This is a genomic window from Streptomyces sp. NBC_01296 (genome assembly GCF_035984415.1).
GTDB lineage: Bacteria > Actinomycetota > Actinomycetes > Streptomycetales > Streptomycetaceae > Streptomyces.
This window is the reverse complement of record NZ_CP130720.1, coordinates 26,463-45,436: the sequence shown is the minus strand read 5'-3', so window position 1 is coordinate 45,436 and position 18,974 is coordinate 26,463. Positions and strand designations below refer to the sequence as shown.

General features: G+C 67.5%; 19 protein-coding genes and 3 pseudogenes. 15 read left to right on the top strand and 7 right to left on the bottom strand.

Annotated elements, in window-relative coordinates; genetic code table 11:
* The first annotated feature begins 172 nt into the window (after positions 1–172).
* A protein-coding gene (locus OG299_RS42540; RefSeq protein WP_442817463.1) for an IS630 family transposase occupies positions 173–1,251 on the top strand; the annotation gives its coding sequence in 2 pieces (ribosomal slippage) (positions 173–674 and positions 674–1,251; 1,080 coding nt in all).
* A 100-nt stretch (positions 1,252–1,351) separates the two neighbouring features.
* Here the strand turns inward: OG299_RS42540 and OG299_RS00215 are convergent.
* The gene (locus OG299_RS00215; protein WP_327359927.1) at positions 1,352–1,837 is read right to left on the bottom strand and encodes a hypothetical protein; all 486 of its coding nucleotides are present in this window, start codon (positions 1,835–1,837) and stop codon (positions 1,352–1,354) included.
* A 697-nt stretch (positions 1,838–2,534) separates the two neighbouring features.
* Here OG299_RS00215 and OG299_RS00210 point away from each other — a divergent pair.
* Both OG299_RS00210 and OG299_RS00205 read left to right on the top strand, forming a co-directional pair.
* A complete protein-coding gene (locus tag OG299_RS00210) occupies positions 2,535–3,077 on the top strand; it encodes a hypothetical protein (protein WP_327359926.1) in 543 nt (180 codons plus the stop codon).
* A 13-nt stretch (positions 3,078–3,090) separates the two neighbouring features.
* Entirely contained in the window at positions 3,091–3,555 is a 465-nt protein-coding gene (locus tag OG299_RS00205) for a hypothetical protein (RefSeq protein WP_327364691.1), read from the top strand.
* A gap of 728 nt (positions 3,556–4,283) precedes the next feature.
* Here the strand turns inward: OG299_RS00205 and OG299_RS00200 are convergent.
* Positions 4,284–5,681 carry a hypothetical protein gene (locus OG299_RS00200; RefSeq protein ID WP_327359925.1) on the bottom strand — a complete coding sequence of 466 codons (1,398 nt, stop codon included), beginning with the start codon at positions 5,679–5,681 and terminating at the stop codon, positions 4,284–4,286.
* 186 nt (positions 5,682–5,867) lie between these two features.
* On the opposite strand from OG299_RS00200, the gene OG299_RS00195 reads away from it, so the two are divergent.
* Positions 5,868–7,214, top strand: coding sequence for an IS630 family transposase (locus OG299_RS00195; protein ID WP_327359924.1), 1,347 nt, complete (start codon positions 5,868–5,870; stop codon positions 7,212–7,214).
* A gap of 24 nt (positions 7,215–7,238) precedes the next feature.
* On the opposite strand, the gene OG299_RS00190 is transcribed toward OG299_RS00195, so the two are convergent.
* The gene (locus OG299_RS00190) at positions 7,239–8,060 is read right to left on the bottom strand and encodes a hypothetical protein (RefSeq protein WP_327359923.1); all 822 of its coding nucleotides are present in this window, start codon (positions 8,058–8,060) and stop codon (positions 7,239–7,241) included.
* Positions 8,061–8,506: 446 nt separating this feature from the next.
* On the opposite strand from OG299_RS00190, the gene OG299_RS00185 reads away from it, so the two are divergent.
* The 10 genes from OG299_RS00185 to OG299_RS00140 all read left to right on the top strand — a co-directional run bounded on the left by OG299_RS00185 (position 8,507) and on the right by OG299_RS00140 (position 17,471).
* Positions 8,507–8,974 (top strand): lamin tail domain-containing protein, encoded by a 468-nt coding sequence (locus OG299_RS00185; protein WP_327359922.1) that lies wholly within the window; start codon positions 8,507–8,509, stop codon positions 8,972–8,974.
* Positions 8,975–9,311: 337 nt separating this feature from the next.
* Positions 9,312–9,986 carry a hypothetical protein gene (locus OG299_RS00180; RefSeq protein ID WP_327359920.1) on the top strand — a complete coding sequence of 225 codons (675 nt, stop codon included), beginning with the start codon at positions 9,312–9,314 and terminating at the stop codon, positions 9,984–9,986.
* Positions 9,987–10,387: 401 nt separating this feature from the next.
* A complete protein-coding gene (locus tag OG299_RS00175) occupies positions 10,388–10,561 on the top strand; it encodes a hypothetical protein (protein ID WP_327359919.1) in 174 nt (57 codons plus the stop codon).
* Between the two features lie 4 nt (positions 10,562–10,565).
* Complete coding sequence (locus OG299_RS00170; protein ID WP_327359918.1) at positions 10,566–11,291, top strand: abortive infection family protein; 726 nt, start codon at positions 10,566–10,568, stop codon at positions 11,289–11,291.
* 238 nt (positions 11,292–11,529) lie between these two features.
* Positions 11,530–11,841, top strand: a complete 312-nt coding sequence (locus tag OG299_RS00165) for a DUF6247 family protein (protein WP_327359917.1) — start codon at positions 11,530–11,532, stop codon at positions 11,839–11,841.
* A complete protein-coding gene (locus tag OG299_RS00160) occupies positions 11,838–12,098 on the top strand; it encodes a hypothetical protein (RefSeq protein WP_327359916.1) in 261 nt (86 codons plus the stop codon). Before OG299_RS00165 ends, OG299_RS00160 begins: the two co-directional genes overlap by 4 nt.
* Before the next feature lie 232 nt (positions 12,099–12,330).
* Positions 12,331–12,696, top strand: a complete 366-nt coding sequence (locus OG299_RS00155) for a hypothetical protein (RefSeq protein WP_327359915.1) — start codon at positions 12,331–12,333, stop codon at positions 12,694–12,696.
* A 132-nt stretch (positions 12,697–12,828) separates the two neighbouring features.
* Complete coding sequence (locus OG299_RS00150; protein ID WP_327359914.1) at positions 12,829–14,691, top strand: NB-ARC domain-containing protein; 1,863 nt, start codon at positions 12,829–12,831, stop codon at positions 14,689–14,691.
* Between the two features lie 1,032 nt (positions 14,692–15,723).
* Positions 15,724–16,224 (top strand): MarR family winged helix-turn-helix transcriptional regulator, encoded by a 501-nt coding sequence (locus OG299_RS00145; RefSeq protein WP_327359913.1) that lies wholly within the window; start codon positions 15,724–15,726, stop codon positions 16,222–16,224.
* A complete protein-coding gene (locus tag OG299_RS00140; RefSeq protein ID WP_327359912.1) occupies positions 16,215–17,471 on the top strand; it encodes an MFS transporter in 1,257 nt (418 codons plus the stop codon). Before OG299_RS00145 ends, OG299_RS00140 begins: the two co-directional genes overlap by 10 nt.
* Before the next feature lie 25 nt (positions 17,472–17,496).
* Here the strand turns inward: OG299_RS00140 and OG299_RS00135 are convergent, their stop codons facing one another.
* Complete coding sequence (locus OG299_RS00135) at positions 17,497–17,826, bottom strand: hypothetical protein (RefSeq protein ID WP_327359911.1); 330 nt, start codon at positions 17,824–17,826, stop codon at positions 17,497–17,499.
* Between the two features lie 106 nt (positions 17,827–17,932).
* On the opposite strand from OG299_RS00135, the gene OG299_RS42535 reads away from it, so the two are divergent.
* Positions 17,933–18,343, top strand: coding sequence for a transposase (locus OG299_RS42535; RefSeq protein ID WP_442817569.1), 411 nt, complete (start codon positions 17,933–17,935; stop codon positions 18,341–18,343).
* Positions 18,344–18,363: 20 nt separating this feature from the next.
* Here OG299_RS42535 and OG299_RS00125 read toward each other — a convergent pair.
* From OG299_RS00125 to OG299_RS42530, 3 pseudogenes are all read right to left on the bottom strand, one after another.
* Positions 18,364–18,560 (bottom strand): annotated as a pseudogene (locus OG299_RS00125) (IS5/IS1182 family transposase); the annotation flags it as partial.
* Positions 18,533–18,716 (bottom strand): annotated as a pseudogene (locus OG299_RS00120) (TerD family protein); the annotation flags it as partial. The pseudogenes OG299_RS00120 and OG299_RS00125, both read right to left, overlap by 28 nt.
* Before the next feature lie 35 nt (positions 18,717–18,751).
* Positions 18,752–18,835: pseudogene (locus OG299_RS42530) on the bottom strand (DUF475 domain-containing protein); the annotation flags it as partial.
* Positions 18,836–18,974 lie beyond the last annotated feature (139 nt).

Genomic DNA, 18,974 nt, shown 5'->3' with positions numbered 1-18,974 from the left:
GTCGGCGCCGGGCTACGACATTCACGAAGCTTTCAAGGCGAGCGGCGTTGGCGCGTGGCTTGCCACAAGGGGCCGGCGTCCATGACGCCGGCCTTTTACTGACTTGAGCTCGTTGGGGTGAATCGTTGCGATGTTCCTGATGGGTGTGGGTGGGTGACTGTATTCGTGGTGTGTGAGATATGCGGATGGGGGCGGGCTGACTCCGACAGGACGTCAGCGGCGCGAGACGGTACGGATGCAGGCGGCTGAACTGTTCGAGCAGAAGGTCAAGCCGTCGGAAGTCGCACGGCGGCTGCGGGTGAGCGTGAAGTCGGCTTATCAGTGGCACCAGTTGTGGCGGGACGGCGGTGTTCAGGCTCTGGCCTCCCGCGGTCCGAGCGGGTCACGGTGCCGCCTGTCCCCGCGGTGTCTGGAGAAGCTGGCCGTGTATCTGGAGGAGGGGCCGGCCGCGCACGGCTCGGTCGAGGACCAGGTGTGGACCGCCTCGAGGGTGGTCACGCTGATCGTCAGGAAGTTCCACATCTCCTACAGCGTCTCGGGTGCCACCCGGTTGATGCACCGGCTCGGGTTCTCCCCACAGGTGCCCGCGCGGCGGGTCGCCGAACGCGACGAGCAGGCCGTGAGCACGTGGCGGGAGGCGACCTGGGCGGAGGTAAAAGGGCCCGGGCGGCCTGCGGGGGCTACGTCTGCTTCGAGGACGAAGCCGGCTTCACCCGACGGCCGCCCCGGGGACGGACCTGGGGCCGGCGCGGCATCACGCCGGTCGTGACGGTCAGCGGTCGCCGCTCGGGACGGCTGTCGGTGGCCGGCCTGATCGCGATGCGGCCCGGCTCCCGGACTCGGCTGTGTCACCGCCTGCGGACCCACCCCGCCGGCAAAGGAACACGTCGCAGCATGGGCGAGCGGGACTTCATCGCTCTGCTCGACGGAGTCCATCAGCTGGTCAGGGCGCCGATCGTGCTGGTCTGGGACCGGCTCAACACCCACGTCTCCCGCAGGATGCAGGAATTTGTGGCAGAGCGTGAGTGGCTGACGGTCTTCCTGCTGCCCGCCTACTCACCCGACCTGAACCCGGTCGAGGGCGTCTGGGCACACGTCAAACGCAGCCTCGCCAACCTCGCCGTCATGGCACTCGACCACCTCGAAGCACTCGTCCGCAACCGGCTCAAACGCCTTCAATACCGGCCCCACACCCTCGACGGCTTCATAGCTGGCACCGGCCTCACCCTCGACGCACCAGCCTCACCTTGAAAAGCCGAAGTCAGTATCTTGCACGCCGCGGACCACCAGTTGCCGCTTGCGCAGTTGATCTTTATGCCTGACCTGGGCTTCACCGTCGAAGCGTCGGGAACTATTCGTCCACGGGAACGAGGTTCGTGCCGTAGTCGATCACCCTGCCATGGTTCTTGGCCTGCTGTCGTTCTGCCGGTGTGACGCACAGGGTGTCGCCCTTGAACTTCTCACGCCAGACGTAGCCGGGCTTGCACGTGCTCGGCCCGTAGGCTCCGCCACCGGGCTGCCGGTGGGGATTCTGGTCGTGAACCTTCTGTCGTGCCGCCGGCGTGACGCACAGGGTGTCGCCATCGAAACTGTCACGCCAGACGTAGCCGGGCATGCACGTGTCCGGCCCGTAGGCTCCGCCACCGGGCTGCCGGTGGGGGTTACTGCCGTCGGACGGGAGACTCGTGACAGAGGTCTGGGTCTGGGGCGCGATCGCCGCAGTGGCCGGCAGCGCGATGCCTCCGGTGATGAAAGCGGCTGAGGCGAAGACCATCATGGAGCGCGAGATCCGGCGCTTTGACTGAGCGGCGGTCGGGCTGGGGCGGTCATACGACATGAGTGCTCCTTGCGGATAGCGGATAGAGGCCGCCGGAAATCGGCCGGGCAAGCTGCGCCCGAGCGACCGGCGGCTGGTTGATACGGGGCCACTGGAGGGCCGCCGTTCTCCTGGCTGGTCTCGCTGTCTTTGCGGCGTGACCACACTTCAAGTAGGCGCGTTGGTGGTAGCGAGCGTCATGCCCCTGAAGAACGTGTCTTGACGGGAGGGCGCAAACCTGAGCGGCTCGGTGTCGACCCCGGACATCCCTGGGAGGGCGTCACGTTCGCCGCGACGTGGGGGAGCCGTGACGTCCTGGACGTGGTGCTCGTCCGCCCGGACTTGGTGGCGGAGGTCAGCGGGGACCGGGCGGTTGACCTGGGAGTTTTCCGGCCCCCGCTGAGGTTCCAGCGAATCCGTCTGGACGTGACCGCTGGCGATGTCCCGGCTTTCGGTCAGGGGTCGGCTGCGGCGGCTGGCTGACCGGCCCGGCGCGCGTCGGCGAACGGGCCTCTTGGGGGTCGGTGCCAGTCGGTGCCGGCCCTGCTTCGTGTCCCCCGCAGGGGTGAATCCGGCCCTCGCGTACGCGTAGGCGGCTTGTGCGGTGTGCTCCCAACTCGCCCCAGAATCAGGGCTATTGATATCAAACGGGATCTTTCGGCATGTTTCCGGCGCGGCCCGATCGTCGGGCCGCCGATGTGTGATCGGAGTGCGGTTCATGGCGCGTTCGGTACGGGAGCAGTACGACGAGAACCAGGCTGCGCGCCGGCTGCGGGTGCCGTTGGCGGCCTGGCGGTGGGCGGCCGGCTCGGGCCTGGTCCCGCCGGCGGACGCCGGCCGCGGGTTGTGGTCGCGGGCGGTGGTGGAGGCCGCCGACCCGGAAGCGGTCCGCGCGGCCCTGCGGGGCCCGGTGGGGGCGGGGTGGGCGGCGGACCGGCTGACGGAGGCCCTTGGGGTGCCGCTCCCGATTCTCCGGCCGAGGGTGACCGCGGCGGCGGTCGGCCACCTCGTTAAGGCCGGTCTTCTGGTCTACCTCGGCGGGGACACGCAGTTCCCCGACGTCCACCCGGACCAGGTGGCCGCGCTCGCCCGCCGCCGGGACCTGCCCGCCCTGCTCGACCGGCACGTGCCCCTCGGCCCGGACCAGGCCGCGGTGCGCCTCGGCGTTCGCCGTTCGGATTTAGACCTGATCGCCGGCCGGCTTGGGTGGCTGTCTCCGGTTGCCTCCGTGGACGTCGACTACAGCACCACGGCGGGGTGACCACGGTCCCCCTATGTACGACGCCCAGGAGATCGCGCTGCTGGAGGTGGTCCGCCCTTCCGTGGACTGGCGGGCCGTGCGCACCGTCACGGCTGGCCGCCGCTCCCCGCTCGCCGGCCTCCGCCCAGTTGCCCCCGGCGGTGACCGGGTGTTCTTGGCGGAGGTGGCGCGGATCGCCAGGGTGGGCCGGGCTGCGGTCGTGAACTGGCGCCGTCGGCACCCCGATTTCCCCGACCCGGTGGCCGGCACGGACGTGCACCCGCAGTTCGAGCGCCGCGCGGTCGTCGTCTGGCTCCTCGCCCACGACAAGATCGAAGTACCCACGGGGCCGACGGTAGCCTCGCTGGTACTGGCCGGGCCCGGGGTGCCACGCACCGGTTCCGCCTCGATGACCCGTGGCTGGCCCTGGCCGACGACGCGGCCGGCGAGGACTGCTCGTCCGGCTGGGCCACCGACGCCGACGCGCTGGCCGAGGTGACGGCCGGGGAGTTCGGGGCATCAGTGCGCCGGCTGACCGCGCCGGGTACGGGGCCGGCCGTTGGCGGTGCCGGGCGAGGTCCGCGTGGTCGACCGGTTCCGGTCAGGGGCGGGCGGTCTGCGGGTGACGTTGGCCTGGCCGGCTGGCCTGCGGGGCGCCGCCGCGTAGCGGTCGGCGGGCGGGGTGGTCCGTCACGGGGTGCCGTACGCCGACCTGGGGGAGGAGTGCGTGTGCAAGCTGTACAAGTGGACATCTGACGTGCCGGGACCACCGGGGGCCTATCGGCCCTCGGGGCAGCGTCCCGCACGAGTCCCGCATGCGGTACAGATCGTTCGAAGGAAATCGAACTTGATTGGGTGGGGCCTGGCGGGAGGCACCGAGGCGCGGGTATGGGCATCCACCTCCATGCAGCAGGCTCACGAGCCCCTGACCGCAGCATTAACCCTTACGCCAGGGCCTACGCCGGGGGCTTTCAGCGTCCGGGCGCACTGGTGGAGGGCTGGCGGAGGGAGGCGTGCTTGCCTTCCGTAGCAGCTCGATAACGCGAGAGCGTGCCTCATCGCTCAGACCCTCGTCGTCCGGCCAGACTTGACGGCCGTCCAAGGTGCGCACCCAGATGACACTGCCTTCTGCGCTGGTAGGGCGCGACATAGCACACCTCCTCCTCTTAATCTCACTATCCCACGTACGTCCATCTCGATGGAAGAACCCGGGATTCCCAAAAGTCGTCACGGAGGGTTGCCGCGAGACTTCAGACTGTGCCAGGCGCGGACTATGTAGGGAAACGCGATCAGTCCAAAGAGAGCCCACTGAAATATGAGGAGCAAGTGGAATCCGAGTGCCATGCATGCCCTGGTGCCAGCGGAGAAAAGGATAAGCGAAGCCACGAAACATACCAGAGGGATGCACCATGCGAATGCCCGCACGCCGGCAAGCATTTTATCTTCTAGTGCGTGAGATCTTGTAGAAGACTTCGCCAATATGGTTATGGCGGCAGCCCCAACGGCTAGGAATATCGTAGTGAGTAGTACCGTCAAGTTGAGAGCCGGAACCGCGGAGCCTGTTTTTCCGGGTTTGCTGGTTTTGGCTTTAACGAGCTCGGCGGCCAGGGAGTTTCCTATCCACAATAGAGCCAGTACTGTCAAGCATGTTACGAGTGTCGCAAAGAGCCAGCCGAGGAGTTCCCCCCGGAGCTTCAAGCGCAATTCGTAGTCTCTTCCTGAAGTGAAGTTGTGAGCTGCCAAGTGATAGCAGCATCGGCCGAGGCGGCCACTACGAGGCTCAGGAGGCGTAGGCACCAGGCCGACGGAGCTCGGGTTTATCTCCACGCCAGCAGGTACCCATACTTCGCAGTGATAGCTCCGGGGGTCGCCCACGGGAGCATTGGTCTTAAAAGGCCAGTCGACCCACCCCAGGAGCGGCATCCATGCTGTCGACCATTTGCGTTCTACCTTGTAAGGGGCATCATTCGATACCTCGATCATGCACTCCTTGCCTGGTTCTCCAGGAACCAGAACGCATAGAAAATGGCTTCCTATGAGAACTTTCAAGGAAATTCTGAAGGTTTTCGATAGGGCATTTTCGGTATCGCTAAACAGGCTATGCGCTTGAGCTCTAGGTAGTCCCCACTCTGTGGATATCATCGTGTTGTACTGGATGCTTCCATTCAAGTTGTGGGATTTCGTAACGTTTCGCAGTTCTTCGGTCAAGCGATCGGGGATCGGGCCGCCGCATAGGGTCTTCGCTAGGAACTCCAGGAAATGAAATTCCAACCTATAGCACTCATCGTCGAGCAATCTCGGTAGTGCTTTCCCTTGCGCGTCGCAGACGTGGAACCCGTATTGCAATTCCGATTTATCGAGCACCATGAGGGGGACGACAGATTGGTCCTGGCCTGGATCACCCTTCAAGATCAAAGCATCTTGGGGGATAGTTACATGGAAACTCGTAGTGGCGTGAACCGTCTTAGCATCAACAAACCTGTAGGTATCCGTGCGGCGGTGCAGCCATTTGGTTCTGGAGAGCCAAAGTTGCCCCAATCGGATTCCGGCAGCCGGATCCTTGAACCCCTCCCAGTTATCCAGCAGGAGTGTCTGCTGCGGTGCCTCAGGATCTGGAGTAGTCATGACGAGCCTCCGGCCACGGCATGAGGGGTGTTCTTGCGGGCATGCGCCCGCCATCTCTTCCAGGTTGGCCAGCGGCTCGATCTCTCGCAACGCGGCGATAAGGACGCACTATCGGCGTCTTGGGGTGCGGCTGCTAGCTAGTGTTCTGCGCCTGAAATCTCAGGGCTAAGTCTGTAGCCTGTTGTCATGTCGCCAGGTCCTCGTGCCGTCGAAGTCCGCCTGTCCAATGAGGAGCACGCCGAGTTGTCCCGCTGGGCGAGTGGGGCGGTGGCGCCGCGGTTCGCAGAGCGGGCGCGCATTGTGCTGGCGTGCGCAGGCGGGGTGCCGAACGCGCAGGTGGCGGTCAAGGTCGGTGTGACCGCAGCGACGGTGAGGAAGTGGCGCGGGAAGTTCGCCGCCGAGGGGATGGCCGGACTCGAGGATGCCGCCCGAATCGGCAGGCCGAAGGCCGATCTGGTTCTGAGTGAGGCTGAACGGAACCAGTTGGTCCTGTGGGCCCGGCGTGCGAAGACCGCCCAGTTTCTGGCTCTGCGGGCGAGGATCGTCCTGCGTTGTGCGGAGGGCGGGACGAACAGGCAGGCCGCGGTCGAGCTCTGTGTCGATGCCTCGACCGTCGACCGCTGGCGCAGTCGTTTCATCGCCCATCGCCTTGAAGGCCTGGTCGATGAGCCCCGTCCAGGCCGGCCGCCCTCGATTCTCCTTGACCAGGTCGAAGACGTGATCGTGGCGACGCTGGAGTCCACGCCGGGGAAGGATACTCACTGGTCGCGGGCCTCGATGGCAGCTCGGACGGGGCTGTCGAAGTCGACGGTCGGCCGGATCTGGAAGCGGTTCGATCTCAAGCCGCATCTGCAGGATTCCTTCAAGCTGTCCACCGACCCGCAGTTCGTGGCGAAGGTCGTCGACGTCGTCGGCTTGTATCACAACCCGCCGGAACGGGCAGTGGTGTTATGCGTGGATGAGAAGAGCCAGATCCAGGCGCTGGACCGTTCACAGCCGGTGCTGCCGATGATGCCGGGCATGCCCGAACGACGCACCCACGACTACCTGCGGCACGGCATCACGAGCCTCTTCGCCGCGTTCAACGTCGCGGACGGAACCGTCATCAGCGAACTCCACCGCCGCCATCGCGCGATCGAGTTCAAGAAGTTCCTGGTCACCATAGACAAAGCCGTGCCCCACGAGCTCGACGTGCACCTGGTCTGCGACAACTACGCCACCCACAACACTTCTGAGATCAAGACGTGGCTGGCCAGGCACCCCCGCTTCCATGTCCACTTCACGCCCACAGGCTCCTCCTGGATCAACCAGGTCGAGCGGTGGTTCGGTCTGCTGACCGACAAGCTCATCCGCCGCGGAGTCCACACCTCGGTGAAAGCACTGGAAGACGACATCCGGGCCTGGATCGAGACCTGGAACGAGGACCCGAAACCCTTTACCTGGACGAAGACCGCCGACGAGATTCTCAAGTCCCTCGCCGACTACCTCACCAAGATCACCCCATCCGACCCGAGCAACCAGGCGCAGACTTAGCCCTGAGATTTCCGGCGCAGAACACTAGACGTCCGGCAGGTTGTCGACCAATACCGTCAGGTGGTCCCGCAACCGCACCGCCAGCCGCGTTGCCTCCGCAGGGTCCGCCTCGGCCGCCGCTTCGTACGCGGCCCCCATGCCGGCCGTCTTGGCTGCGAACGCCTCGGCGGTGGCTACGTAGCCGCGAACGCCGCGACCGGCCCGACCGGCTGTGCCTTGGCGGCGGCCTGCTGCACCGCGAGTTCGCGGATGCCGCCGCTGCTCGGCGTCAAGCTCTTCCACGGCCTTGCGGGGGAACTGCTTGACGATGCCGGTGATGGTCTTCTGGCTGACCTTGTCGCGGCCGGTCGCCTCGGCCACTGTCCGGTACGCCTCGGCGGCGGCGTCCTCCCCGTAGTCCTCGCGGATGGGGGTCAGACTCTCGGCCGCGCGCTGGCTGATCACGTAGGCCCGCACGTTGTCCGAGTCCCGCATGCGGGACAGACCGTTCGATTCGAGTTCGCGGCGCGGCGGCTCGGCCAGCAGTGCCGCGATGCGCGCGCCAGCGATCTGCCAGTAGGCGTTCGACGTCGACATGTCCGCCACGTCCCTGATGAACGCCTCGGCGGTGCCGTAGTCCCGCCGCCATAGCCGGCCCCGCAGCGAGATGTCCAGCGCGCTGGCCGCGACGAACCATGCGTCCTTGTACTGGGCGAAAGAGCGCTGGCACAGCTCCCAGGTCTCTTCCTCCTCGGCGGTGAGCGGCCCTTGAGCGTCGGGCGAGTCCACCGCGGCCGGCAGCTGCTCGAACCGGATCATCGGCCGCGGCCGGCCCTGAGCAACGTCGTCCTCGGTCAGGGTCGCCACAGCGCCCCCGGACGCTTCCTGTTCCCGCTCCCTGCGGAGCTTCCGGCGCGCGCGCAGTTCTGGGAAATGAAGATCCGTGCAGCTTTGGGCGTGAGTACCAAGAATTCCGCAGAACGGTTGTTACTCGATCAACTAGTCCGGTTGGGTGAGGCGGGTCGGAAGTGAGCCGGGTGGTGCGCCGGAGCGCATCGTTCCGGATCGGGGCTGGCGGGGCGGGTGGGTGTGACGGTCAGCGAATGTCAGGGCCACGCCTGACCGGTATGCGTGTGGTGTGCAGGCGACTGTGACGGGAATGTCCGGGTGCGGTAACCGGCCCCGGCGGGGGCTGCAGCTGGTTGTGTGCCGGGTCGAGCGTGGGGCCTTCGGCTCATCCGGGCCGGGAACCCGCACCGCCTCTGCCAGCCTGTTTCGGCTGGTGGAGCACTGTTCTTGAGGGAGCATCACCCATGACTTCTGCTTCTTCCTCCGCCCGCCGTATCGCCGCCACCGTCCTGGCCGCCGGGGCAGTCGTCGGTGCGGCCGCGCTGCCGGCCGCCGCCCAGGACCGTGACCACCGGCCGCATCCGCGGGTGGAGATCAGCCGGGTCCAGGCCGACAGCCCCGGACGCGACGACCGCTCCAACCGCTCCCTGAACAACGAGTGGGTGGAGATCACCAACACCACGCGCGACGCCGTCAACCTGCGCGGCTGGACCCTGCGCGACGCGGACGGCAACCGCTATCGCTTCGACAACGTCCGCATCAACGGCCGTGCCACGATCCGCATCCACACCGGAACCGGCCACAACACCCGCACGGATCTGTTCCAGAACCGCCGCGACTACGTCTGGGACAACCGGGCCGACACCGCGACGCTGCGCGATGACCGTGGTCGCACGGTCGACACCGAGTCATGGGGCCGGCGCCACCACTGACCGGTGTCAGGGTGTCGGTGGCCGCCTGGACGGCGTGCGGCCGCCGACACCGCACCCCAGGCCAGTGCCCGGGGCTCCCAGGACCCGAGGCGTCCGTGGCGGGGCCGACCGGGCTGCTTTCGACCGGCCGGGCGCCGCCGTGCGTAGACCTCTTGTCTCCCTGCCGCCGTGTCACGGGGCGTCCTCGGCCGCTTCGGAACTCCGGCGAGCGTGCGGCCTAGCATCAAGGGCCGTCGCCGGCGTCGAACATCGACAACTTTGTCCTCGGCGGTTGCGCTCTCGCTAGCGTGGTGGAGCGGGCTGCGGTGGATGGGCGGCCGTCGGGAGGACAGTGTCGATGGGCACCATGGTGGTGGGTTTCAGGCTCGGCTCGGACGCGAAGGGCCGGCAGGCGACGCTGGTACTGACCGAGGCCGGCGTGCTGCACCAGAGCACCGGCCTGCTCGGGATAGCCCCCCGGCCCGCGAAACCCCACGCCCCGATCGCCCCCGACCCCCATCCAGTTCCGCGTCAGGCCGCCGCGCTGCGCAAGGTCTACCGAGCTCTGATCGGCCGCGGCTACACCCGCGAACTCATCCCACCCGCATGCGTGCGCCTCGAGACCGACGAACACCCCCTGCACGCACAGCCGTACGGCCCCCACGCCCCGCACCCGCATCCGGAACTCATCGCTGAGTTCACGGGTGCCGCCCCCGCCGGGTCCGGCTCCCTCGAGGACGCGCTGGCCGCGTTCTACACGGCGATCGGGATCACACCCCGGCCCCGCACCCCCTTCCCGCCTGGCACCGCCACGGTCCCCCCACACGTCCGGGAAGCACTGCGCACCCTGACAGGCGGGCAAGCTCTGACCTCCGGCCCGCGGCGCGGCCCCGGCTGGACTGTCACCGCTGCCGGGGTGCGCCTGCACGCCGGCACCACGAGTCAAACGCTCGATCCTCGGGAAGTCGCCGAGCTTCAGGCAGCACTGACAGCCTGGCTACGGCACCAACAATCTGGGCCCGCCGGTAGGTGAGTCGAGCCCGCCTCGCCCCCTCATACACCGCAGTGATCCGCGACGCCGACGGCACCTACCGGACGGCTGCCATCAGCCCTCGTGATCTGGCTCCGGACATGACCGTGCCTTCCTGCGTCAGCCCCTCGAGGTGCCTGTAGCCGACGCCGGGCCAGAGGCCGCGAGGAAGGCTTCACGGCTGATCACTCCGCGCGAAGAGGCCGTTGCTCGGTGCCGGGGGGCGCCTCCGCCGAGACGGTCGCCACCGGGCTCGGTACCACCCGCTCCACGGCCCTGGTCCTCCTCCTGACCGCCCAGGAGCGGTGAGGCAGAGCCGGGACGTGCGCCGGGACGAACCGGTGTACGGACCCTTTGTCGGAAAAGGTCATGACCTTGTCATGGCCTGCTCGTATCTTCAGAGCATGACCGTCACTGCCCGCCGGGAACTCGTGAGTCCAGGAACCCGTAACGCCTTCCGCTCCCTCGCTACAGATCTGACTGTCCGGATCGTGGCCGAGCTGTGGGAGGACCACGGCTTCGCGCCCGTGGCACCGGAAGACCTGAAGTACAGCGACCCGGGGCAGCGGGCGGACTGAGTTCATGCGCTACGCGGAAGGCGTGGACTGGGCGGACGAGGGCCACGTCCGGCGTGCCCTCCTGGTTTTCGAGGACTACATCCGTACGTACCGGGATCCGGGTGAAGAGGGAACCCCGAGGTGGCTGGAGGACATCAAGGTCCGCCTTGACCGGGACGGGTACCACCTCAGCGACGAGGGACAGATCTCCTGGGTCAACCCTCCCGTGCTGGTCCGGGATCTGAGTGGTCTCAGCGACCCGTCCGGCATCGTCGTTGAACTGGAGCGCATCAGGCGTGACCTCACGACGGATCCGCAGGGGGCCATCGGGGCGGCCAAGCAGCTCATCGAGGCGACCGCCAAGACGGCGCTTCGGGAGCTGGGGGTTGTGGTGGAGAAGAACCGGGACGTGCCCATTCTGGTCGCCATGGTGCACAAGGAGCTGAGGCTGGATGCAGCCTCAGCTCCGGACGGTCCGGACGGCAGCAAGGCCATCAAGAAGATCCTCTCAGGGGCGGTCAACATCGCGGTCGGCGTGGCCGAGCTGCGGAACCAGGGCTTCGGCAGTGGGCACGGACAGGCGAGCGCGCCCTCCGGCCTCGGCGTCCGCCATGCCCGCCTGACGGTCAACGCGGCCGTAACGTGGTGCGAACTGATCCTCGACACCATGGCCGACCCGAGCGCGCCCTGGCGCAATACTGGGCCAGTGGCTGGTCCGGCCCTGTCGGGTACCCGAACCCCGGCCCCGTAAGCCGGGTGCAGACGGGCAGGCTGAGGCGAGAGCGCCGCCCAGGGCTCGCGCAAGTCGCGCGAGCCCTGCGGCTGGAGCCCATCCCCCAAGGGGCGCGCTGTACGGCAAGGGACCCTTGCTGTGTCGCGCCCGCGGTGCGGCAGCAGCCGGGTGCGGGCTGCGGCATCCGTCCGAACCGCCACGGCTTAGGCCACGGCGTTCTACCGTGGCCGGTAGCACCCACCGCCAGGAGGAGCCGATGAGCGCCCAGCCCGACCACCAGACACCCGCCGCCCCGTACGCGCCCGCACCCGGGGCGCCGGCCGAACTCCTCGCCCAGCTCCGGGCCGACCGTCGCGCCGAGCGGTGGGTGCCGGCCTTCGAGCGCGAGTGGGCGGCCGCGTTGGAGGAGTCGCGCCGGACGTTTTCCTTGAACACCCTCTACGAGGTCGTCCACGTCTGGCAGGCCCGTCTCGTCTCCGCCCCCGCGGTCGACGCGTTCACAGCTTCCGGCCACGACGAGACCGGGTTCATGGACATGGCCGAGCTCCGTGGCCGGCGGCGCCGGTGAGCCTGCCCCCGTACGCGGTCCGCCTCTCGACCCCGGCCGCGAAGGTCCTCGCCGAACTCCCCGAGCACGCCGAAGAGACGGTCTGGGACCTGCTCGACGCCGCCGCGGCCGACCCGTGGGGCTTCCGCCAGTGGGACCCCGACGACCCCGAAGGCGAAGACGTCCGGATCGCGTCCGCCGGCCGCCCGTCCGTCATCTACTTCGCCAACCGTGCGCTGCGACACCTGTCCGTCCTGGACATCGTCTGGCTCGGGTAGATCATGGCCGCGCCCGCTCCTCCTGGGCGTGGCCGCTTCCGTCCTATGGAGCGGATCTCTGGTGCCGATTGCGTCTGCGGCGTGGTCGAGGCAGCGCACCAGCCCCGGACAATTTGTGGGGTTCACCCGACAGGCGGGGAGTCTTCCCGGAGTATGGAACCGCGTTGCAGGAAGGCGGCTCTCGGCGCTCGTGGCTGCGACGAGGGGGTTCGGACGAGAGAGGGGGACGTCTGTGTCGAGGAAGCAGCGGATCGCGGTGATGGGCGCCGCGATGGTGGGAATCGTCTCGACTCCTGTCATCTGGTTGCTTGACGGACCCGACACCGCAGGAGTCGTGGGCGCGTCGATTCAGGCCGCCACCGGAGTCGCGGCGCTGGTGTGGGCGTGGGCTCAGCCTCGGGCCGACATGGCAGGCGAAGCAGGAGACACCGCGACGCAGACCGGCCGAGCGGAAGCGAGCGGCGGCGGGCAAGCCCATACGGGCGTACGACGCCGTGGTGCCGGCAGCCCTGGCACCGCTCGGGTTCAGGACACCGGTGACGCCATCTCGCGTGGCACGGGTAGCAACGCCGGCACCGGCATCGACTACACCGATTAGCGTGGTCATGCAGGTAGCGCCAAGGCCGGACGCGACATGAGGTGGCGTCGAAGCAAGCAGCGTTCATCCTCTTCGCGGGACGATCTCGCGGCCTCCTCGGTCAGCGACAGTGGTGACGCCATCGCGTCGGCAGTGGGCGCAGTGGCCGTCAGCGGCCATGTGGATCACCTGACGATCACCCACGCCGGTCCACAAGGGCCAGTCCAGTGGCCGCTGCGCCTGGGATCGGTGCCCGCACTGGCATCTGCCTTCCAGCAGCGGCCTGAAGTTCGCAACGCGATCGACCAAGCTGTCACCGGGCACACCGCGGTGGTGCTGACCCAAGTTCTGTCCGGCGGCGGCGGTGTCGGCAAAACCCAACTCGCCTCCGCGTACGCCCACCAGGCGCTGGTCGAAGGCGTCGACCTGGTGGTCTGGGTCGACGCCAGCGAAACGGACCAGGTGATCGCCCGCTACGCGGTAGCCGCTCACATCGTTGATGTCCCCAACGCTCTGGCGGGTCGGACCGGCGAGCAGCACGCCAGGGCATTTCTCCAGTGGCTGGCAACCACCAAACGATCGTGGCTCGTCATCCTCGACGACATCACCGACCCGGATGCGATGCAGCCGTGGTGGCCGCCATCATCGGCGTGGGGCTGTGGCCGGGTGGTGGCAACCACCCGCCGCCAGGATGCCGCCTTGTCCGGCGGTGGCCGGGCGGTTGTAGACGTCGACACCTACAGCCCACAAGAAGCTCACACCTACCTACGCGCCCGGCTCCGAGCCGCCCGTGCGGAGCATCTGCTGGACGCGCAGACACAAGCGCTGGCCGAGGCACTGGGCAATCTGCCCCTGGCGCTGTCTCACGCCGCCGCTTACATGATCAATGAGGACGTGCCCTGCGCGGACTACCTCCTTCGCTTCAACAGCAGTGCCGCGAAACTGGACGATCTGCTTCCGCGCCACGCGGACACCGAAGGCTACGGACGCCACGTAGCCGCCGCCCTCCTCCTCTCCCTGAACGTTGCCCAAGCCTGCGAACCCGTGGGCCTCGCCATCCCAGCGCTGCGCCTCGCCGCCGTCCTCGACCCGGCCGGGCATCCACGCGACCTCTGGGGAGGACAGGCGGTCATCAACTACCTCACTGCCCACCGAACACCCATACCGGGGTCAGACGCCCTCATTCCTGTCGACGCCACCCAAGCCAAGGCGACGCTGAGGCTCCTGCACAGGTACAGCCTCCTCACCGACGATGCTCAGGCCGGATTCCGCGCTGTGAAGCTGCACGCTCTGACTGCACGAGCCGTTCGTGAACACACGCCGAGTGGCGAACAGCGAGAGATCGTAAGGACTGCAGCCGAAGCACTCACAGAGCTATGGAACAAAGGTGTGGAGAGGGCTGTGCTGCATACGAACGTCGACAGCCTGAACGACTTCGCAGGGGACATGCTGTGGGAGGTTGAAGGCCACCACCTGCTCCGCTGGGTAGGCCACAGCTTGAGGGCTCGGGGCCTGGCCAGCGCCGCGGTTCCGTACTGGCAGCGGGTAGCAGACACGAGTGAGCGCCTGCTCGGGCGGACGGACCGCAAGACCCTTCTGGCTCGACGTGAGCTGGCTATGGCCTACCTGAGCGCGGGCCGCACCAAGGATGCCTTCGCCGTGTTCCAGGAGGACTACGCATACGATGCCGAGGCACTGGCTGACACCGGCCTGAAGAAGGACCAGGCGGGGGACTCTGCAGACCTCCTCCGCCTGTTGGAAGACACGCTCGCAGTCCGGGAACGCCTCCTCGGCCCCACAGCCCCCGAGACTCTGTCATGCCGAGTACAGCTCAGCTTCGCCTACTGGAATGCAGACAAACAGCCACAGGCCATCAGCATGCTCAAGCTAGTCCTCAAGCACCAGAACGAGGAATTGGGCATCCACCATCCCGATTCAATGGCAACGGCGCTCCGCCTGAACGAGTTGCGAACTGAACGCAAAAGGCGGTGGTGGGAGACGTCGGCCGGATCTTGACCACTCTCGAATGAACAGTTCTGAGCCCTCGGCGGCCGGGTGAGAAGTACGGCCGACGCGGTGGGGCCGCTACTCAAGTGGTACCCTCGGCGGCTCCGTTCTGGCTGCTCAGTCGTGGCGGGCGAGCTTGAACGCGGAGACGAGCAGGATCACGGCCAGCGCGGGGATGAGCACCACGTCCGGGAACACGCCGAGGAGCAGTCCACCCAGCACGGCCCCGGCTGCGGTCTCTCGGTTTGGTGACAGCGGTGTGAGAGACGGTGGGCTCCGGTGTGTTGATGCCGGTCGGGGGCTGTTTCGGGGTGTGTGGTCGCTGTCATGGATGTGAGAGATCGGGGTCTATCCACTGTCGTTGAGTGAGAGACGCCCAGGTCGCGTACTGACGTGAAAGCGAGAGATCGCAGACAACGCGCCCACCGGAATGCTGCGGTCCCCGGCCCTGACACCCTGGCGGGTGCAGGGCCGGGGCGCCGCCCCGACAGGACGGCGCCTGGGGCCCGCATGGGGGGTGGCGGCCACAGCGGTGCCGTGGGGGAGAGGAATCACCGCTGTGGCCGGGCGCCTTGTACATGCCCTCGGTGCACGTGGGTCAAGTGCGAAACCACCTGTGCGCATGGAGAGGTGCGGGCCGGGTTTACAGACTGGCATTGTGCTCACCTGCGCGGCTCGCCCGCAGCGGCGCCAGGCCGGCCTTCGTAATGTGTGTCGTGGGAGCGGGGTGCGCCCCCGTCGGCAGGCCGTTCGCGGTGAGGGCTGTCCTCCGGTGAGAGGTGGCAGCCCAGGAGAGAGCCGGGCCTGTGGCGGAAAGTGGCGGCCAGCCGTGTGGGGATTGCTGTTCTGGTGAATGGTGATGATGAAAAGGTTTTGTGCAGGAGGGTGGCCGGAGGGAACGGAATGCGACCGTGGACCGTTGCTGCGATCCCGCTGAAGGTTCGATTCCGTATGTGGTGCGAAAGATTGTCGACATCCCGCCGGCGGTCGGCGGCCGTAGGGAGTGACAGTGCTTATATAAATGCTGTTACGATGGACGGCATGGCCGACACCCACGCGCTCGACCCGACGCAGCAGAGCCTCTGGCGGCCCCTGCGTCTGCTGCAGGCGTCCATGGACGCCGACATCGCAGAGGTCTATTCCAGCCAGCAGATCGAAGGGCTCAAGCCCAGCTTCGTCATGGAGCTGCTCCGGCTTCACGCCCGCGGACCCCTGACCATCGCGGAACTGGCGGAGTCCGTTCAGCTCACGCATTCCGCACTCAGCCAGAAGGTCGCCGCGATGCGGAAGGCCGGCTGGGTCCAGACCGTCGTGGGCGACGACGCGCGCACCAGGAAGGTGACGCTCACCGGCAAAGCCCGCGGCATCGTCGGTCGCCTGGCGGCGGAATGGCGAGCCACCGAGGCTGCCATCGCCGAGCTGGAAGGGGACATTCCCTACCCGCTCTCCCGGGTCGTCACCGATGTCGAAGCCGCTCTGGAGCGGAAGAGCTTCCGCGACCGGATCGCCGAGAAGCTGGCGGAGGATCCCGCATGGGGCTGAAGGGCGCACTCATCGACGTGGCTCCGTTACGGTCGTCGCCACCCTTCCGGAGGCTGTGGATCGGCCAGACCCTGTCGGGTTTCGGCAGCCAGATGACACTCATCGCCGTCATGTTCCAGGTCTGGCAGATGACGAAGAGCCCCGCCTGGACGGGCGCCGTCGGACTGGCCCAAGCGGTTCCGCTCGTCGTGCTCGGCCTGTTCGCCGGATCGCTCGTCGACAGGGTGGACCGGCGGAAGTTCTACCTGCTCATGACCAGCGGACAAGCCGCGTGCTCGCTGCTCCTCGCGCTCCAGGCCTTCTTCGGGCACGCTCCCGCCGCCGCCGTCCTGGGGCTCGTCGCGCTTCAGTCGTGCTTCGTCGCGGGCAGCGGCCCGACCTCGCGCACCTTCATCCCGCACCTTCTCGCCAAGGAACAGCTGGCCGCGGGACTGGCGTTGAGCCGAATCGCCTTCCAGGGCGCCATGCTGCTCGGTCCCGTGCTCGGCGGGCTGATGGTGGGCGAGCTGGGAGTCGGAGCCTGCTACCTGATCGACGCCGTGACGTTCGCCGCCGCGTTCTACGGTGCCTTCGGCCTGCCGAAGATGACTCCCGGAGACGAGCCGGCGCGCCCCGGCCTGCGGGGGGTGCTGGACGGCCTCGTTTTCCTGGGACGCACCCCCGTCATTCGCGGGGCCCTGCTCACCGACCTGGCCGCCACCGTGCTGTCGATGCCCATCAGTCTGTTTCCCCTGATCAACGCCGAACGGTTCGGCGGCAACCCGCGCACCCTCGGGCTGTTCCTCACCGCGGTCGCCGTCGGGGGCGTAGCGGCGTCACTGTTCTCCGGAACCTTCACCCGGTTCCCCCGCCCCGGCCTGGTGATGCTCGGCGGTTCCGCCACCTGGGGCGCGGCGCTGACGTTGTTCGGCACGGCATCCAACCGATGGGTCGGACTGGCCTTCCTCGTCGTGGCCGGCGCGGCGGACACCGTCTCAGTGGTCTCGCGGAGCACCGTCGTCCAGATGAACACGCCGAGCGATCTGCTCGGCCGCGTCAGCGCGGCCGAACAGATCGTGGGGCAAGCAGGGCCCGACATCGGCAACATGCGAGGGGGCCTCGTGGCGGATGTCTCGTCAGGAGCGGTGGCCCTCGTCAGCGGCGGCCTGCTCTGCCTCGGTGCCGTGGCTTTCGTGGGCATCACGACGCCGGACCTGCGCCGTTCCACCCCGTCCGCCTCGGCCCGTACGGCGACCGCCAGTCCATGAGCCCGGACCGGCGGCGCGCCGGGGGTCATCCGCAGGCGGCCGTCAGTGCGGCGGTGAACTCCCATGCCAGTTCGCTGATCACGAGGTTCGTTCCCAGCTCAGAGAGTTCTATCCGGCGATCCTCGCCGCGTTCGCCCAGCACGAGCAAGGACTGTGCTCGAGGGAAGCCCGCAGCATCCTGGCCGCGGCGCCGACCCCGACATCGGCTGCGAAGCTCACACGGCAACGCCTGCAGTCGCTGCTCAAGCAGGCCGGCCGCGTCCGCGGCATCCAGGCCGAAGCCGAAAGGCTCCACGAGGTCTTCAAACGCGACTACCTCCACCAGCTCCCGCCGGTCGAAGCGGCTCTGGGACATCAGACTTCCGCTCTGCTCAGGGAGCTGAACACCCGCCCGCGACAACGCCGACCAGCTCGAAGAGGCCGTCACGCAGACCTTCGAAGAGCATCCGGACGCGCCGGTCATCCGCAGCTTTCCGGGTCTCGCCGCACTGACCGGCGCCCGGGTACTGGCGGAGATCGGCGACGACCGGACCCGCTTCGCCACTGCCGGATCCCTCAAGGCCTACGCGGGAAGCGCCCCGATCACCAGGGCCAGCGGCAAGAGCTGCAAGGTCATGAGCCGGAAGGTCAAGAACCAGAGACTGGCCGCCGTCGGCTACGTCTGGGCCTTCAACTCTCTCACCAGGTCACCAGGAGCCAGAGCCCACTACGATCGCCGAAGGGCTGCCGGTGACCGCCACATCGCAGCACAGCGGAACCTCTTCAACCGCTTCATGGGCATGCTGTTCCACTGCCTCCAGAACGGCCACACCCACGACGAAGCAGCCGCCTTCCCACAGGCCTCAGCAGCAATCAGAGCAGCGGCGGCTTGACGCTTATCCGCGTGGGATGTCTTGTCAGCGAGGACCAGGTCTGGCCTGGTGCGGGGTCGCCCTCGTCGACGTGGAACTCGCAGGCGGGCCATCACGTGCAGGAAGCGGGCGCGTCGCCGGCTTGTCCGGCCGCGAGATAGAAGGCCAGAGGCCGACAGCGGGCATCGGAGGCGAGATGGATCTTCGTGCGCCGAAGTCCTGCGCGATGCCGCGCAGGTCCGAGGCGTAGCCCTGGCCGATGGCGCGGAACTTCCACTCCGCGCCGTTGCGGTACAGCTCGCCTAAGACCATCGCGGTCTCCGTCGAGGTGTCCTCACTCAGGTCGCAGCGCGAGCTCCTGGCCGTCGGCCTGGTTGACCTCGCGGATGAAGGCTGCTCCGGTGATGGAGCTCGCGTCCCAGGTCAGCTCTTGATGTCACGGTCCTCGAAGATGAAGTCGAGGAAGATCAGGAGTAGGAACATGTCTCCGAGGGCGGCAATCGACGGACGCGCCGGTTACGAATTACTGGTCCGTGTCCTTCACGGGGTGCATTGTGTGCAGACCCTCGCCCGGTCGCACCCTGCCCGGGCATGCCTGTAGATTCGCCGGATATGCACTATATGTAACCAAAGGTGACGTATAGTGGGGAGG